At 70.8% G+C, this 16,965-nt stretch carries 15 protein-coding genes; 3 read left to right on the top strand and 12 right to left on the bottom strand.

The annotated features are described in order from the left end of the window. Window positions 1-94: 94 nt before the first annotated feature. The 9 genes from G4D86_RS36860 to G4D86_RS36820 form a co-directional block, all read right to left on the bottom strand. Entirely contained in the window at window positions 95-1,171 is a 1,077-nt protein-coding gene (locus G4D86_RS36860; RefSeq protein WP_163998859.1) for an energy transducer TonB, read from the bottom strand. A 3-nt stretch (window positions 1,172-1,174) separates the two neighbouring features. Continuing rightward, window positions 1,175-1,933, bottom strand: coding sequence for a DcrB/PsbP domain-containing protein (locus G4D86_RS36855; RefSeq protein ID WP_163998858.1), 759 nt, complete (start codon window positions 1,931-1,933; stop codon window positions 1,175-1,177). Between the two features lie 93 nt (window positions 1,934-2,026). Further along, the gene (locus G4D86_RS36850; protein ID WP_163998855.1) at window positions 2,027-4,321 is read right to left on the bottom strand and encodes a hypothetical protein; all 2,295 of its coding nucleotides are present in this window, start codon (window positions 4,319-4,321) and stop codon (window positions 2,027-2,029) included. 53 nt (window positions 4,322-4,374) lie between these two features. Continuing rightward, on the bottom strand, window positions 4,375-4,602 hold the full coding sequence (locus tag G4D86_RS36845) for a hypothetical protein (RefSeq protein WP_163998854.1): 228 nt from the start codon (window positions 4,600-4,602) through the stop codon (window positions 4,375-4,377). Between the two features lie 53 nt (window positions 4,603-4,655). After that, complete coding sequence (locus tag G4D86_RS36840; protein ID WP_163998852.1) at window positions 4,656-5,846, bottom strand: Kelch repeat-containing protein; 1,191 nt, start codon at window positions 5,844-5,846, stop codon at window positions 4,656-4,658. A 190-nt stretch (window positions 5,847-6,036) separates the two neighbouring features. Continuing rightward, window positions 6,037-7,629: a DUF1501 domain-containing protein gene (locus G4D86_RS36835; RefSeq protein WP_163998850.1), complete on the bottom strand. Its 1,593-nt coding sequence runs from the start codon at window positions 7,627-7,629 to the stop codon at window positions 6,037-6,039. 10 nt (window positions 7,630-7,639) lie between these two features. After that, the gene (locus tag G4D86_RS36830; protein WP_163998848.1) at window positions 7,640-8,641 is read right to left on the bottom strand and encodes a hypothetical protein; all 1,002 of its coding nucleotides are present in this window, start codon (window positions 8,639-8,641) and stop codon (window positions 7,640-7,642) included. A gap of 1 nt (window position 8,642) precedes the next feature. After that, complete coding sequence (locus G4D86_RS36825) at window positions 8,643-10,505, bottom strand: hypothetical protein (protein WP_240360669.1); 1,863 nt, start codon at window positions 10,503-10,505, stop codon at window positions 8,643-8,645. Between the two features lie 156 nt (window positions 10,506-10,661). Further along, window positions 10,662-10,955: a hypothetical protein gene (locus G4D86_RS36820; protein WP_163998846.1), complete on the bottom strand. Its 294-nt coding sequence runs from the start codon at window positions 10,953-10,955 to the stop codon at window positions 10,662-10,664. 328 nt (window positions 10,956-11,283) lie between these two features. On the opposite strand from G4D86_RS36820, the gene G4D86_RS36815 reads away from it, so the two are divergent. Continuing rightward, on the top strand, window positions 11,284-12,069 hold the full coding sequence (locus tag G4D86_RS36815) for an alpha/beta fold hydrolase (RefSeq protein WP_163998844.1): 786 nt from the start codon (window positions 11,284-11,286) through the stop codon (window positions 12,067-12,069). Window positions 12,070-12,127: 58 nt separating this feature from the next. Here the strand turns inward: G4D86_RS36815 and G4D86_RS36810 are convergent, their stop codons facing one another. Then, entirely contained in the window at window positions 12,128-12,745 is a 618-nt protein-coding gene (locus tag G4D86_RS36810) for a hypothetical protein (protein ID WP_163998842.1), read from the bottom strand. A 283-nt stretch (window positions 12,746-13,028) separates the two neighbouring features. Between G4D86_RS36810 and G4D86_RS36805 the strand changes: the two genes are divergently transcribed. Next, complete coding sequence (locus G4D86_RS36805) at window positions 13,029-14,426, top strand: DUF2254 domain-containing protein (RefSeq protein WP_163998840.1); 1,398 nt, start codon at window positions 13,029-13,031, stop codon at window positions 14,424-14,426. Window positions 14,427-14,438: 12 nt separating this feature from the next. Here G4D86_RS36805 and G4D86_RS36800 read toward each other — a convergent pair whose 3' ends face one another. Both G4D86_RS36800 and G4D86_RS36795 read right to left on the bottom strand, forming a co-directional pair. Then, window positions 14,439-14,843 (bottom strand): DUF1622 domain-containing protein, encoded by a 405-nt coding sequence (locus G4D86_RS36800; protein WP_163998839.1) that lies wholly within the window; start codon window positions 14,841-14,843, stop codon window positions 14,439-14,441. Between the two features lie 169 nt (window positions 14,844-15,012). Further along, window positions 15,013-15,600 (bottom strand): Crp/Fnr family transcriptional regulator, encoded by a 588-nt coding sequence (locus G4D86_RS36795; RefSeq protein WP_163998837.1) that lies wholly within the window; start codon window positions 15,598-15,600, stop codon window positions 15,013-15,015. A 67-nt stretch (window positions 15,601-15,667) separates the two neighbouring features. Between G4D86_RS36795 and G4D86_RS36790 the strand changes: the two genes are divergently transcribed. Then, window positions 15,668-16,915, top strand: a complete 1,248-nt coding sequence (locus G4D86_RS36790; protein WP_163998835.1) for a sterol desaturase family protein — start codon at window positions 15,668-15,670, stop codon at window positions 16,913-16,915. The last annotated feature ends 50 nt before the right edge of the window (window positions 16,916-16,965 follow it).

Here is a 16,965-nt window from a genome sequence, read left to right as displayed (position 1 = left end):
TCCCCTGCCTACGGGCGGCACGGGCCTTCGAGCTCTCCAGACGCGAACATCGAAACCGCGCAATCCGCGACGAGGAGCCCTGAAGTCTCTGGATTCAGTGCGGCGCCATGTCGGGGCACTGCTGGCGGTACGTGTCCAGCGTGCGCTGGAAGCGCTCCCGCTCCGGTGCAGGCCACTTCTCCGGCAGGGCCTCCATCGCTTGACGCTGGTCAGCCACGGCCTCCGGGCACCGCCCCAGCCCCGCCTTCACCACCGCGAGTGTCTCGAGGACATACGGGTTGCGCGGCTGCTCCCGCCACGCCGTCAATGCGAGGGGCTCGGCCTCCGCGTACCGGCCGTCCCGTGCATGGAGCCAGGCCAGCTCGTTCGCGGTCCACCATTCATCGGGAACGAGCGCGTGGAGGCGCCGCAGGACCTCGGGGTACGTGGGGTCGTCGGGTGTGAATTTCGCGAGCGCCCTCGCCAGGTGCGCCCAGGCCGAGGGGCTGGCGGGAAACCGCTGCGTGCGTGCGCGGGCCCAGCCCAGCTCTTGCGTGGGGGTGAGCGGCTCCGGGTTGAGCGGGATGTTGAAGAGGAAGGTGTAGGAGACCTCGAGGGGATGACCCGCGAACTTCGCCGGCCAGAACACGGACCGGGACACGGAATCCATCATCGCCGCGGTGATGCCGTACGGAGCGCTCTCCACCACCCGGCAGTCCCGGAGCCGGGCCCGCTCCGTCAACTGGCACTCGATGATGACGAGGGTCGCGGCCTTCAAATCACGGGCTTCATGAGGCAGGGCGACGTGCTGGAACGAAATCTGCTTCGGGTCCTCCCAGCGCTCGCGAAGCGCATCACACGCGGCGGGGAGCGGCGACCGGCAGGCGCCCGCGAGGTCATCCAGCGACTGGCGGACCTGCGCCTCCGTGGGACTTCCCTCCAACCTCCGGAGTGCCTCCGCCATGACAGCGGGCGCCTGCGCGGGCTCCACGGCACGCGGAGGCGTCTTGCCGGCATACGTCGGGGCACGCACCGCCTCGATGAGACTGTCCGGCCCCTGGTCGTCATCCAGGTACCGCTCCATCACCCGGGAGAGCTGGCCATGGCTGGCGGGCAGCTCGGGAAGGAGGGCGTGCCGGCAGCCGCTCGCGAGCAGGAGCAGCGCGGCGAGGACGATGTATGAGTGGCGCACGGCTCAGAACCGGAAGCTCTGGGCCACCGTGAGCAACTGTTCCTCGTACTCCCCGTTATTGGCGAGGCAGGACTGCGTGGAGACGATGTAGCCGCGCTGGTCCTTCACGGTGATGTACATGTGGCCCACGTGGGTGTCGTTCCTCACCACGAGCTCACGGCCGGGCAGCCCGCCCACCGTGGCGGGCTTGTCCTCGAGCACCACCCAGTACTCGCTCTTGCCGAAGACGTCGCGCTGCAGCTGCAGGTACGCATCGAGCGTGTAGTCGTCCTTGCGCGAGCGCATGACGCCCGCGTTGTCGAGGCACTTGGAGTTCCCCGTCCCCGACGGGCGGATGCCGGCCACCTCGAAGCCGTCGATGTCGCGCTGGCGCCAGCCCTGGGGGTACTCGATGGAGAAGCCATCGCCCTCGTAGCGGCCTCCCAGCTCCGGGTCCTCGCCGAGCTTCGACACGTAGCCGCGCACGGCCTCCGCGTTGCGCACGGTGAGGAAGCCCACCCCGCCGAGCACCGCCAGCACCGCGAGGCTCGGCACTGGCCGCGTCACCAGGCTCTTGCCCGCGAAGACGAGCCCCTGCACCGCGCCCACGACGAACGCGAGCGCTCCGGCAATGGCCAGCACGTAGAAGAAGCGGCCCGTCACGCTCGCGAGCCACAGGGTGAAGACAAAGAGGAGCGGTCCACCGATGAGGGCGACGAGGAAGCCCAGCGGGTGCTCGGGTTGCTTCTCGGGTGCGGCGGCTTCAGGAGTCGGTTCGGACATGCACCCGAAACGCTAGAGGGCCGGGGGCGGTGGAAGCAACGCGGGTCCCCGGGCACTCATGGTGTTACACGGGCCCGAGCCCTGGCCGTGCTGTCAGTCGGTGAACGTGTTGGGCTCCTTGCTGAAGCCCGCCTTCCCATGATGCGTCAGCCGCTCGGAGCGGGAGGCCTGCTCGAGCGCGGCGATGACGGCCTTCTCGGCGTCCGCGGCCCAGTCCTTCACCTTGGCCGGGTCGACGCCCTTCTCGCTCACGTACTTCGCGAGCGCCTCGGAGGCCTTCTTCATTCCCGTGCCGGCGTTGACCGCGAGGTCGGTCATGATGGCATTGCCATACTCGCTGGTGATGACGTCCTTGAGCTTGACTTGCCCCTTGGCCGCCGCGCCCTTGGCATCCTTGCCAGTCACGGACACCGAGTGGTTGCGGATGTCGGAAATCTTCCCCTGGTTGGCGAACTTGATCTGCGCCTGCTGCATCTCCGAGGCGGCGCCCGCGGCCATGAAGACGGCCGACAGCTTCACATCGGTGCGGATGGCCTCCGCCGCCTCGACACCCTTGAGCACCGTGCCGTCACCGCGGGTGAGCACCACGCCCTTGTCGTCGATGTCGACCCCATACCGGCCGAAGTGCTTCTCGTAGAGCGCCGAGTCGTTCTTCTTCAGGTCCCGCATGAACTCGGCCAGGGAGCCGTTGCCGCTCTTTCCCAGCGTCCACTGGGTGAAGCCCCAGGAGACGCGCCCGATGTCCCAGGTGTTGACCTTGCTGAAGGTGCCTTCGAGGCCCGAGATGGACGCCAGCACCTTCTGCCGGTCCTCGCTGATGCCGCTCTTCTCCAGCTGGGTGTCGACGTCCGTGCGCGAATCGCCCTTGATGGCGCCGCCATCCAGCGCCTTCCACGAGTTCGTGTAGGCCGTCTCTCGGCCATCGCGCATCCGCACGGTGGTGCCGTCCACCGTGACGTCCGAGCGGGTCTGCGGCACGTCGACCATCGGCTGGTACGCGTCGACCCTCGCGAGCGCGGTGGCCTTGACGCTCTTCTCGGTGGCCTGGGCGGTGGTGAGCCGGGCGTTCGCCGCGTCGAGCTCGGTCTTCTGCGCGTTCTTGAGCTTCTCGGCTTCGAGCGGGTCCTTGGGCACCTTCGCCTTCTGGTGCTGGGCCTTCAGCTTGCTTACCGCTTCCTCGGCATGCTTCACGTCCGCGCTCGCGTGCTGGAGCTCGGGGTTCGAGCCGATGTGCGTCTTCAGCCACGCCTTGACCTTCTCACCCTCGGCGGCGACCTTCTTGTCGGCGGCCTCGAGCTTCGTCTGCGCGGCCTTCTTCGCCGTGTCGGTGGTCGCCTTGTCGACGGCCTGCTGCGCCTCGTTGCGTGCCGCCACGGCTTGCTTGAGCGGGTTGTAGACCTTCGCCTTCGGGGGCTTCCAGGTCGCGACGTTGATGGGAATCAACAGGTTGAGCTCGACGGCGTTCCCGCGCTTGATGGTGCCTTCGTCGTGCGAGGTCACCTTGATGCCGTCCAGGTTCTTCTGGATGTCGGCGGCCGAGGCCTTCGCCACGGCGGCGGCCTTCACCGGCGCCTGCACCGGAGCGGCGGGCCCCGTCGGGGCGGCAGGAGCGGCAGGAGCGGTAGGAGCCGCTGTCACCGGCCTGTCGAGCGCCGCGAGGGCGCGCTTCAGGTCGGGCCCTTCCAGCTCGAGCGCGAGCGCATCGCGCAGCGAGGTGCCGGTGAGCTTCTCGTACTTCTGCGCCACCTGCGGGAGCAGCGCCGGGTCCGTCCCCTCCAGGGCCTCGAAGACCGCGGCCTCGTCGGTGCCCCAGATGTCGTCCATCGCGGCCTTCAGCTTCGCGGCCGCCGTGTCCACCGGACCGGCAGCCGCCTTGCTCTTCGTGGCCGAGGCGGACATCGGGTTGAACGAGAAGGCCTGATTGGTGGGCGGACGCCCGCGAATCTGGTCGGCCAGGCGCTTGAGGGTTGCCCCCACGGCGCCACCCGCGATGGCCTGGAGGAGGAAGGCGCGCTCGGCGCCGGCATCTGCGCGGGGCGAAGCCTTGGCGCTGACACCTGCCTTCGACAGCAGGGTCGCCAGGTCCTTCTGCTGGTTGGGGCTGAACCCGGTGATGGCCCGGGCCGCCGCGCCGATGATGGGCGCGGAGAGCGCTCCGGACAGCGCCTGCTGCAGCGCCTGACGGATGGGGCCCTCCGCGAGGGTGGTGAGCTGCTGCTCGAGCTTCGCTTGCGCGGGCGCCTTGGACACCGACGGGCGCGCGGCCTCCATCGACGATTCGGGCCTGGCGGGGGCCGGAGCAGCGGGCGCGGCGGTCGGCGTCGCCCGCGCCATGGGAGCATCGACCTTCGCGAGCTGCGGAGCGGGTGGGCGGGTGATCTTGACCATGGCCCCAAAGCCTAGACCAACGCCCACGAGCCTCGAAAATCCCCCCGGGAGGCTCAGCCCGGACGCTCGACCTGGGCGACAACCGACTCACGCTCGCCGGCCTCACCCGCGAGCTGGACGCCGTGGAGCACCGGCTCAGGAAGATGCGCACCCTCCCATTCGGCAAGGCCGTCGAGCAGCGCGATGAGGCGTTCTTCGGCGAGACCGCCCTGCAGCTCACCGCGGCTCCGGCGCTGACCGCCGTGCTGGCGCAGCGCATAGAGCGGCCCATGCGCCCGCACCAGGCGACCGGGTCTCGGCCTCCGCCGGGAGCGGAGGCGTGCCGCACGGGGCGTCATGGCGCGACCGTGGGCGGCTTCCAGATGAAGACGTTCCGCCGGGTGCTGTTCGCGACGACGAACACGTTGCGCGCGGCGCTGTACCGGAACCGGCCGTAGGTGCCATTCGAGGCCGGCGGCCCCGGGTCGTCGCCCGTGCCGGTGACCTCCACCCACTTCCCGGCCTGCAGGTCGAGAATCGCCAGCCGGCGCCCACCCGGATACGCCACGAACCGGTCGAGCACCGGCGAGTACGCCAGGCCGGGCGCCCCACCCACGGGCTCGCTCAGGCCGGTGGTGGTGACGGTGGCGTGCGTCTTTCCGGGCTCGTTCAGCGCGTAGGTCGACACGGTGGCGCCCTCACGGACCAGCGCGAGGAGGTTGCGCTTCGTGTCCACGGCGGCGCCCGCGTAGTAGTAGCCCGCGCCGTTCGGAGCGTGTGCGGTCCACGTGTCGGCGACCGGGTCGTACTCGTGGAGCTTCCGCGAGCCGATGTACCAGAGGTGACCCTTCGCGTCGGCGGCGCTCGCGCCGTAGTCGATGACCGGGTTGTTCGCGCCGCGCACCCACCGCGCGGTCGCGAAGTCGAAGCCCATCACCAGCTGCGAGCCCGTCTGGCCACTGGGATAGGTCCCCACCGAGCCCAGCACGTAGAAGCGGCCCGTCGCCTCGCTGAAGGCGATGTTGCCGTAGGTGTGCGCGCTGCGCGGCTGCTGCACATCCAGCTGCGAGCGGATGCTCGGGTCCTCGCAGAGCTCCGAACGGACGTAGCCGGTGGACCCCAGCCCCGCGTCGGGGATGTCCAGCGACGTCACGGAGGGGTACAGGCCGCACGACTCCACCCGCTTGTCGCGCATCACCGGCGTCACACTGTTGCCCGTCATGCCCGCGGGCAGGTCCGTCCACCGCTTCCACGTCATCGACGCGAGGTCGAAGGTGAACACGTTGTTGTACGGCGAGTCGTCGTGCCCACCGCCCCAGACGACAAGGCGGTCGCGAAGCGAGTCGTACGCGCCGCCGCTCCAGGCAATCATCACCGCCTCGCACGGGTAGCTGGAGTACGGCTGGGGGCAGACGTCCGCCATCTGCGTGTTCGGCAGCTCCTTCCAGGAGCCCTCGGGCATGGCGGCGATGATGGCGTCTATCGGCCCGGGCTCGACTCCGCCCGCGTCGGGCACACCGCTGTCGACACCGGCTCCGGCATCCACGCCAGTCCCGGCGTCACCTCCCCCATCACCAGGGAGAGGCACCTCGACCGACTCGCTCTTGCCGCATCCCGGTGTGAAGAGGCCCCAGAGAAGGGCCGAGAGCGGGACGACCCTACGAATCATTCGTTGCATGTCCCATCCAGCGCGATGACGTGAAAACAGAATCCGAGGTGTGCGCGGCCGGGGCGGTTCAGCCCCTCACGACGCCGTCGTAGACGCCGTAGCCGCCGGGAATGAAGAAGTCCTTCCCCGGCTCCAGGCCGAAGGCCCGGATGGCCGTCGCCACGATGTCCTGCGAGCGCGGCGCGCGTGTCACCCGCTGCCCGGACTCCTCCACCAGCGTCACCGGCGCGCCCATGGGCGAGCCGTTCATCGTCTCGTCGTACCCGCCGAGCATCTGGTTGCCCTGGACGCCGCCGCCCACGAGCATGGCGCAGGTGGCCGGGTGGTGGTCACTCCCCTGCTTCGGGAAGGTCCGCCCGAAGTCGCTGTAGACGTAGACGAGCGTCTCGTCGAGCAGGGTGCGGGACGGGTCCTCCCGACTCGGCGTCAGGCTCATCTCCAGGCACAGCCGCCCCACCATCTCCAATGCGATGCGCAGGTGGTTGGTGTGCATCTGCACGCCGTTCGAGCTGTGCGTGTCGAAGGTGGTGTTGGCGAAGCTGGAGGCCCGCAGGTTCACCGACGTCACCAGGTCCGACTTCAGCAGCTGCAGCGCGAAGGTGTACGCGCCCATCGACGCGCCCGTGCCGCAGGCGTCCGCGTAGCCGATGCACGCCGTCCAGTCCACGGGGTAGGCCGGGTCCGCCTTGAGCTTCTCCCATGACGGCGTGTTGCCGAGCACCGAGAGGATGTCCCGGCGGATGGTCCTGCTGGCGCCCTTGTACGTGTCGTAGAGCTGCTCGAGCATCGCGTCGGTGCCGGTGCTGGAGATGCCGCGCTCCTCGCGCAGCGCCTTCATCAGGGCCGCGTCCACCGCCGTGGCGGGCACCGTGCCCGGCAGGGCCGAGCCGTCGAAGGCGGCGTCGGGCACGTCACTGCGCGCGCGCAGTCCCTTCCAGGCGCTGTCGCGCTTGTCGGACAGCGTCGGCTCCACCGAGCCGGCGGAGCGCAGCACCGTCGGGTTCGCCAGCGCGGGCAGCCCGAGCGCGCCCGGCAGCGTGCCGCCCAGGCTGACGTTGGGGATGGGCCGGTCCGGGAAGCGCCGGGCCAGCGCGTTGGCGATGACCGCTTGAAGCGAGGGGGCCCGGAAGTTCGAGCCCGCCACGCCACACATGCTCGCGATGATTCCGCTCGTGTGCGCGGCCGTGTTCTGGTCCGCGCCCACGAGCAGCGCGGTCTTGTCGAAGAGCCGGTAGTTGGGGTTCGCCCAGGCGTAGCCCCACGGCCGGTAGACCTGCTGGTTCCCCGACGCGGGATTCACCCCGCTCGTGTCGGCCGGGTTCGCCCAGTTCCAGAAGGCGGGCCCGCGCAGCTTCCGCACCGGCCCGGGCGCATCCAGGTCCACCGGGGAGCGGTCGAAGTTCTCCACCTGCGCGGGCAGGTAGCCGACGGGGATGTTGCCGCCCCGGGGCGTGGGGATGAACTTGTCGATGCCCGCGCGCGACAGCGGCGAGAAGAAGGTCTCCCAATGGAGCCCTCCATCCAGCCAGATGCCCAGCAGCTTCGTGGGCCGCCCCGAGACAGTCTGGGCCGAGGCCACCGGAAAGCCGAAGCGCGTCATCAGCCCGAGGTGAGCGGCCCCGAAGGCCAGCTCGAACAGCTTGCGACGAGAGAGCTTCATGCGTGCCTCTTCAGTAGAAAATCCAGTGGGGGTGGCGGATGAAGTACGAGCACGCGCCCACGTAGGCCGGCTCGGTATCCGTGGGCGTCGCGAGCGGCACGAACACGTCCTGGTACAGCGCGTCCACCTGCGCGTCGGTGAAGCGCTCGCCCAGGAAGTGCAGCGACCAGCGCCGCAGCGTGGCCTTGACGTCCACGGGGTTGGCCGAACGCGTCGTGCCGGCGGGGAACAACGCCGTGTTCTCCGTCATGGCCAGCGCGCGGCGGCACCACCGCTGGGAGACCTGCGTCAGCGTGAGCGCGAACGTGGGAGACGCGGTGCGGTCCTGCGTCACCTGGTTGACGACGGAGCCGCCGCCCAGCGCGTGGTAGCGCTCCCCGGTGGCGGCCTGCCTGGGCATGGGCAGGGCGTCCGGCGGCTGCAGCGGATAGAAGTCGTCACCGCGCGACTCCGCCATCGGGAGGCCGAACTCGTTCGCGGAGATGAAGAAGTCTTCATGGCGCAGGCCCAGCTGCTGGTAGAGCGCCCGCTGGACCTGGACCGCGGTCAGGCGGCTGATGCGCGGCGCATCGGGGTCCGGACGTGAGTCGCGCTGCTGCGCCGCGAGGCCCTGAATCCACGCGCGGACGTCGGCCACGGGCAGCGTCGCCGTGCCTTCGGTGACGAGCTGCGCGTAGGACTTCTGGCCGATGGGCATCTGCTTGAACGCGCCCGTGCCCCGGCCCTCCAGCAGCCGCAGCAGCTCGCTGTCGTCCGGGCTGCCCGGCTTCACCAGCCGGACGTCGGACACCAGCAGGGCCTGGAAGGACTCGGTGGAGGCAAAGTAGCCGCGCGCGCCCTGCGCGTGGCAGCCCTCGCAGTGGGGCTTGAGGCCCTCCATGATGCGCACGGTCTCGGAGCTGGCCGGCGTGGCGCATGCGGCCTGCCCCCGGGTGCGCAGCGCGGACGGGGTGCCCTCCGTGCCGCACGAGAGGACTCCGGACAACACGAGGACGAAGACGAAGCGGTTCATGTCAGCGCCCCCTCTGGAAGAGGTCGGACCGGGTGAGTGACTTGACGTAGGGGCGGACCTTGCGGCCGTCCGCGATGTAGCGCGCCACCTGCTCGTCGAGGTAGCCCGCCTCCTTCGCCGGGTCGATGTCCCGCCCCAGCACCTGCGCATGCAGGTGCCGCACGACGCACCGGTCGAAGGCCCCCGCCGCGACGATGAGCTTCGCGAAGCCGAGCGGCCCCACCGTCCCGTCACTGACCTGCCCCAGCAGCGTGTGCTCCGGCGGGAGGAAGTCGACGAAGAGGGCCTCGGGGTTCGTCTGCGCCTGGGCCTCGGTGACGGGCGTGAGCAGCGTGTCGGGCGCGTACCACCGGTTCCAGTGGCTGAACGGGTCGCCGCCGTAGGGGTACTCGCCGGTGCGCCACCGCGCCGGCCAGTGCCACACCGTGCCGACGCCGGGCATGAAGTACTGCGCGCCGTAGCCCTCGGACGCCGAGCCCTGCTTCGCGTAGCGCTTGAAGTGGATGGCCGCCGGGTCCAACCGGCGGTGGCAGTGCTGGCACGGCCCCTCCGTGCCCGGGTCCCGCCGGTACGCGTTGAACGTCTGTCCCGAGGGCGGCGCGAGCACCTCGCACGCCAGCGTCTCCAGCGCCCGCGCGCCGCGCACGCGCTCGCGCGGGTAGGCGTTGAGGAAGCCCAGGCTGGTGAGCATGCCCGCGGCGGGAATGCCCTTGGAGGCGCCCGTCTGGGTGCGGGGGTCGAACCGGTAGTCGCGCTCGGCCAGGAAGAATGGATTGCGCGCCGGGACGGGGTACTCGCGCCACGCCAGCGGGTCTCCCGGGGAGTGCTCCGGGTCCACCGGCGCGCTGGAGAAGCGGGACGGCCGCCACCACGAGTCGTCGTCGAGCAGGCCCGTCGCGCCGCCCACGATGCCCTGCATCACATACGCGGCCTGGAGGCGCGTCGGCGCGACGGAGTAGGTGCCGAGGATGAGGTCCGTCATCGGCCGGTCATGCCAGGCGAGGTGGGCGTAGAGCCGGGCCGGCTCCTCGGAGGCGAGCCTGCGCTGGCCCTCCCCGTTGTAGGCCACGTAGTCCTCCCACCCCGCGTACTGCTGGAAGTCGGCGTGGCAGCGCACGGCATTGGGGCCACACCCGCACGTCCCCTCCGGGCCGGCGGTGGCGCAGTTGACGGTGACGGGGTTGCCGTTGACGTTCGTGGTTCCCGTGGCCGAGGCGTTGGCCGCGCCACCCACCAGCGTCACCGTCGTACCGGGCGCCCACCACGGCTCGAGGTTGCGCTCCTCCGCGGGCGAGCCGTCGGCCTTCAGGCCGTCGCACGCCGTCGCGTCTCCGCGGAAGTACTTCCACGCGCCAGCCTTGGCCGTTCCCGCCGGGCAGCGCTGGATGGAGCGCTGCTGCAGCAGCCCGTACTCCGGCTCGTCGGCGGTGCGCGGGACGAGCGGGATGTTGAACCAGTCGCGCGCGTGCTCGAACATCGTCTGGTAGAAGACCGGCTGCTTCAGCGTCCGGTCGACGAAGGCGTCCACGAAGGCCCGCTGCGCGGCCGCGTCGCCCGCCGCCTCCTGCTCCGCGTATTCCGCGTCCGTCGGCGGAATGCCGCGCAGCGCGAGCGAGGCCCGCCGCAGCAACCGGCTCGGCGCGAGGACGTCGCTCCGCTCACCCGCGTCGGGCGTGTTCGTGGGCGGTGGCTCCACGCAGCCCGCGTCCTGCGAATCTCCGGGCGGTTCAACGGGTGAGTTGCCTTCGCCCGAGCACCCCACCCAGACCACCAGGGGCAGCACCCACCACAGCGGGCTCGGCGAGCGCACCGGGGCAGGCGGCTCCAGCCGAGCGTCGAGACACATCGAGATGCGTGGGTTCATTCAACCCGACAGAGCAACCTGCATGCCGCGCACTCCCGGCGCTGGCGACAGGTGCGTCTCGCCCGGAGACAACACGCGCAGTGCGGGCAGGGGAAGAGGCGTCGACGGGGAATGCCCCCCACACGTTGAGGCCCGTCCCCCCCAGATCCCACATCGTCAGAAGGTGAAGCCGAAACGCAGGATGTCCATGTTGATGTCGACAATGCGCCCGTTCCTCTTCGCATCGCCCCACGGCAGGCCGTACTGGGCACCGAGGTCGAGCTTCTCCCGCCGCTGATTCCAGTTGGAGCCCACGCTCGCGCCAATCACCGCGGCGAGGAAGGTGCGGGAGCGCGGGGCCGTCTTCCGGTACCCCAGGTCGAGGCCGAGGGTGAGCTGTCCACCCGTCGTGCTCCGCTCGGCGGGTCCCTCCGTCTCGCCTTCGGGGCGGTCCTGCTCATGGCTCCACATGCCGCCCACCTTGGGTTGGAGGAAGAAGCCGTCCCCCCGCGAAGCAAGGGCGGGCGCCTGACACCGCTGTCAGAGGCCGCGCGCAGTGGCGCCGGACGTGGATGTCACGGCGCGCTGTGTCCAATCCATTCTCACCCGCCAGCAAAGACAACCAGGCGTGATGACGGATGCCCTCCGAGGTGCTCACCTGGAGACGGTAGCGGCCGTCAGCGCCCGCCCGTGGGGCGTCGCGGAGGGAAGTAGGGCAGACTGGGGACATGGCCCTGGCGCTACGGACAGCGCGGTGGGCGGACGGGCAGCGCCCGTACCGGGGGCCGGGAGCCGAACCATGAAGCACGTGGAAGCCAAGACGACGGCTGTCAACGGACCCGCGGGACGGCTGATGGCGACAGTGGAAGGGGATGGCGGAATCCCCACCCTCTTCGTGCACGACGTCGCCGCCGACCGGACGCACTGGGCCCAGGTACAGCATGGCCTCGCGACGCGCAGCGTGGCCTTCGACCTGCGAGGGCTGGGTGAGAGCGGTGGCTCCCACGGGCCCTTTGGCGTGGAGGCGGCGGTCGAGGACGTCGCCGCGGTGGCCGACGCGCTGGCCTCCGAGAAGTTCGTCCTGGTGGGCCATGGCTTCGGGGCCGCGGTGGCCGGCGCCTTCGCCGCGTACTACCCCGAGCGACTGGCCGGGCTCCTCTACGTCGAGGCCCCGGGAGACCTGCGCCGCATGCCCAAGGCCGAGGCAGAGGCGTGGCTCGACAACTTCAGCGCCGCGAAGTACGGGACCTTCCACGAGCACTGGCTCGCCCCGCAGCTGCTCGCCGCCAGGGAGGCGACGCGCGTCCTGGTGATGAAGACGATGCGCACCTCGCGCCGCGAGGCCATCGCGGGGAATCTGGAGTCGCTGCTCGGCCATGACCCGGACGCGGCCTTCGAGCAGTTCAAGGGGCCCACGCATGCGCTGGTGGCGACCGCGGGTCCGGAGACGCTGGCGGGCCAGCACCCCACGCTGTCCCACTCCGTGGCGCCGCACGCCAGCCACTGGCTGATGCTGGACGCGGACAAGTGGTTCCACACGGAGCTGGTCCGCTTCCTCGGCCAGTGCCGGCACCACCACCCCTGAAGCGCCGCGCCGGGCTTCCGGCGTCGTGCACGGACCTCACCGGGCGGCACTGTCCGTCTCAGAAGGTGACGCCCAGGTTGAGCGTGGCGTTGTAGCTGTTGCCATCCGCGAAGGTGATGTCGGCGGCGTCCTGATTCGCGACCGCCGATTCGGGAGCGAACTCCTCGCTGAAGAGGAAGTTGTAGTTGCCGCGCAGGTCGGCGGAGAAGTTGCCGGTGTAGAAGCGCAGGCCCGCGCCCACCGGGATGGAGCCCACGGTGTCGTCGCTGAAGCCCAGCGTCTCGCTGCCCTTGCGCACGTTGTAGTCGCTCACCCCGATGCCACCCAGGATGTAGGGCTGCACGGGGCTGGCGGTGAGCCCGAGGGTGCCCACGACCTGTCCGCCGTTGCGGACGATATCCGGATTGCCCACCAGGTCTTCCGCCCCGCCCAGGTCGATGGAGTTCACCGCGCCGCTGTAGCCGAGCTCCACCCCGATGACCCGGGACGGCTTGATGCCCACCGTCGCGCCGTAGGCCGCGCCCGGGTCCAACCGCGGCGCGAGCCCACCGCTGTAGCCCTCCACGCCGCCGCCCGCGGAGAACGTGAGGCCCCGCATGTCAGCCTGCTCGCCCTGGGCCAGGGCGCCGGTCCCCCATAGCGCGCACGCCACGAACAATGTCTGGATGCTCTTCATGTCCCCATCTCCATTGCGACCCGGGTTCACGGGTACGCTGTGGACGCAGGCGGCGATGTTCAACCCGGGACGCGCCTCCGTCACCGGCGGTGCGCGCCAGCGCGCCTGCCCCACCCTTCGGGCTGGCTCGTGCGCCGGCACCTGCGCTCGGCCCCCGGGACCCTCCGGGTTGTTCTCACCGTGGCGCGCTCGCAGCTTCGTCGAAGGCGCTCTTCATCCGCGGTGCGCGCACCGGGGCCCCTGGCGCCCTGGCGATACCGGTGCGCGGAGCGGAGGTGTGCACATGGCGGGAGCCCGGGCACTCACGCGCGGGGAGGCGAGACCCGGTGTGCCCTGGCGCTCGCGGCCGGGTGACCTCAACCCCGTTGCCTGGTGGGTCCACCACACGCTGTGGTTCCTGCCCGTGGTGGGCGCACTGCTGGGGGCCCTCCTGGGCGTGCTGATGGTGCGCCCGCCGGGGCTCCTGGCCACGGTGCTGCGCGGCGTGGCGTGGCAGGCCTCGGTGCAGGAAGCGCGGACGATGCTCTCCTCGGTGCTGGGCATCGCGCTCTCCTCGCTGAGCATCGTGCTGTCGCTGTCCATGCTCGTGGTGCAGAACGCCGCCGGGCAGTACTCGCCACGCCTGTTGCGGCTGTACCTGCACAGCGCGGGCATCCGTGTGGTCATCCCCATGTTCGTCGCCACGAGCGTCTTCTGTCTCGTGGCCGCGCAGTTGTTCGGATTCGTTCCCGGGGCCGGGCGGCAGCCGCGTCCGGCGCTGAGCCTGGCCATGCTCCTGCTCGTCCTCTGCGAGGCGTCGCTCATCTTCCAGGTGCTGGAGACGCTCCAGTTCATGCGCGTGGAGAACCTGGTGCGGCGGGTGGGGCGTGACACGCTGCGCGTCGCGCAGAGGATGGAAGCGCGCCGCCAGAACGACCTCGCGCCACGCCCGGCTCCGCCGCCTTCGTCGAGCACGTCCTGGCCGCTCCGGGCCCGCGCGAATGGCTTCGTCGCGGACGTGGACGGGCGCAGGCTCGTGGCCGTGGCCCGGGAGCTGGGGCTCGTGGTCCACCTGGACGTCACCATCGGCGAGCCGGTGACGCGGGGCGCGGTGGTGGGCCGGGTGGAGCCCGGCGTCCGCGGCCCGGCGGAGTCGCGCGAGGTGGCGGAGGCCCTCCTGCCCGCGCTGCTGTTGGACCGCTGGAGGGACCTGGACTCGGACGTGGCGCTGGGCGTGCGGCAGCTCGTGGACGTGGCCATCAAGGCGCTCTCGCCGGGCATCAACGACCCGTACACGGCCGTGGAGGTGGTGGACCAGCTCACCTTCCTGCTGTGCGCCATGAGCCGGATGCAGCTGGGCCCCCGCGTGCTGCCGGATGCGTCCGGGCACCCCCGCGTCTTCCTTCACGCCGCCACGCTGCAAGACTACGTGTCGCTCGCCACGGACCAGATTCTCCGCTACGGCGCGGGCGAGCCCGCCGTGGTGGTCCGGCTGCTGCGGCTGATAGGCGAAGTCGGCCAGCGCGCGCGGCGCGCGGAGGACCGGCACGCGGCCCGGGAGACCCTGCGGCAGATTCAGGCCGAGGCGGAGCGCGCCCTGACGGACACCCCCTGGCAGGAGCGGATCCGCGGCCACGCGCAAGCGGCGGAGCGCGCGCTGGAGGGCGGCCCGCTGCCGGCCCTGCCCGCCATCGGCTTCTGACACGCCGCGGCCTCAGCGCGGAGGAGGCTCGGCCCCACCTTCCTCTTCCTCCACCGGGGGCGGTCCCCTCCGGGAGCGCTTGCCCTGCCGCCAGGGCAAGCGCCCCTCCAGCTCCACCTCCAGCGTGAAGCTGAGGAAGGTCCGGATGAGGACGATGAGCCCCAGCACGAGCACCTGGCGCAGTGTGGGGTCCTCGGTGACGGTGCGGATGATGTCCGCAGCCACGAGCAGCTCGAGCCCGAGCAGGATGGCCGAGCCGAGGAGGTTCCTCAGCGAGCGGTACACCTCCCGGACCGGACGGCCCCTGCCACGCACGAGGGTGAGGACCGCTGCGAGCCCCATGCCCAGCACCATCACCGCCACGCCCGAGGCCTCGAAGAGCCAGGCGGCCAGGGCCACGAAGCGGGTGAATTCCATCGAGCGCTCCTCGGCTCGCGGTTGGGCGGCCTCCGGCTGGGGGACGGCCCGATGACGTTGAGGACGGCGCGTCCCGTGCACCAGCCCTCGCGGATGCCGCCATGCACGCGCCCGCGGGCCTGCCTCCGCATCCCTTCCGTCGGAGGGTGCCTGGGAATGGACCGCCCGCTCACTCCGGCCGCTTGCGGCGGCGCGACATGATGCGGCTCAGCGCCACCTCGGTGATGCCGAGGTAGGCCGCCACGTCGCGCTGGGGAACGCGTCCGTGCAGGTGCGGATGCTCCTCCCAGAACTTCACCAGGCGCTCCTCCGCGGACAGGTCGAGGAACTCCTGCTCGCGGCGCTCCTTGAGGATGAAGTGGTGCTCCGCCACCCGGCGCGCCAGCCGCTCCCAGCACACGTGGCCCTGCTCTAGCGCCTGGAATTCGCGCGTCTGGAACACCAGCACGCGGCTCGGCTCCAGCGCCTCAATCGACGTCATCGACGGCAGGCCCTGAAGCATCTCCGCGTAGGCGCCAATCAGCTCGCCCTCGGCGCGAAACGCCTTGATGGACGCTTCCCCGCGCGCCGACACGCGCACGGCCCGGAAGACGCCCTGGAGCACCACCGCGAACCGGTCCGCCGCGTCTCCGGGCCGGAGGAACAGCTCCCGCTTGGCGAGCACCTGCTCCTTCGCCACCGCCTCTGCCTTCTCCCACTCGTCGGGAGGCAGGGGGGCCAGCGTGGCGAGGCGCTCGAAGAGCTTTGGAAATCTCACGGGGAAAAGACCTCGGCTTGACCCAGGTTAAGGCGGCGGACGCGCCGGACGCCATACACCGGAGGGCATGTCCATCAACGTCTATGCCGTGGCGACCCCCTTCGTCATCGTCCTGGCCCTGGCGGAGTTCGCGTACTGCGGGGTGCGGCGCAACGGCTACTACAGCTTCCAGGACTCCATCGCGAGCATGGGCACGGCGGTGATGAACCAGTGCGTCAACGTGGCGGTGGCCCTGCTGGTGCTGCCCCTCTTCGCGCAGCTGGGCCAGCTCGCGCCGTGGAAGCTGGACGTCTCGTCGCCGCTGTCGGTGGTGGCCCTCTTCCTGGGCGTCGACTTCCTCTTCTACTGGTTCCACCGCTTCGGCCACCGCACCAACATCGGCTGGGCGGCCCACTCGCCGCACCACTCCACCGAGGAGCTCAACTACGCCGTGGCTCTTCGCGCGAGCGTGACGCAGCGCCTCTTCTCGTTCCTCTTCTACTGGCCGCTGGTGCTGGTCGGCTTCCCGCCCGAGGCGGTGCTGGCGATGGTGGCCTTCCACCTGGTGCTGCAGTTCATCCCGCACACGCGCGTCATCCCCAAGCTGCCCCGGTGGGTGGAGTCGTGGCTGAACACGCCGTCGCACCACCGCGTGCACCACGCGCGCAACGACGCGTACATCGACAAGAACTACGCGGGCTTCCTCATCATCTGGGACCGGATGTTCGGCACCTACGCCGAGGAGACCGAGCCGTGCTCCTACGGCCTCACCACCCCGGCGAACACCTGGGACCCGACGGCCATCAACTTCCAGGCGTGGGCCCGGCTCGTCGGTGACGCCGTCGCCACGAAGAGCGCGTGGGACCGGCTGCGCATCTGGGTGATGCCCACGGGCTGGCGGCCCGCGGACCTTGCGCCGCGCTCGCTCGGGTACTGGAAGCAGGACGGCGTGGAGGTGAAGTTCAGCTCGTCGGAGCTGCCCGGCATCCGCGGCTACCTCGTCTTCCAATTGTTCGCGTCGATGCCGTTCATGCTGCTGGTGAGCCACCATGCCTCGCCGCTGTCGGGCTGGCACAAGGTCGCGCTGAGCCTGCTGCTCTGGGCGATGGCCACCGCGTGGAGCGGGATGCTGGAGTCCAAGCGCTGGAGCCTGCCGCTGGAGCTGGCGCGGGTGCTCGCCATGGGCGTGGCGGTGACGCTGTGGCTGGTGCGGGCCGGAGCGCCCCAGGCGTCGAGCGCGCTCACCGCGGCGTGGCTGCTCGTCTCGCTCACCTGGCTGCTGGTGGCGCGCGGTGGCGCCACCCGGCGGGCGCCCGCGAATCCCTTCCCGGGCTGACCGGCTCCGCCGCCACGCGCGGAGAGAGAGGGTCCGGGGCCGCCCGGTCG

This window comes from Pyxidicoccus caerfyrddinensis, from assembly GCF_010894405.1.
GTDB classification, from domain to species: Bacteria; Myxococcota; Myxococcia; order Myxococcales; family Myxococcaceae; genus Myxococcus; species Myxococcus caerfyrddinensis.
The sequence above is the reverse complement of the archived record's forward strand: the minus strand, read 5'-3'. Positions and strand labels throughout refer to the sequence as shown.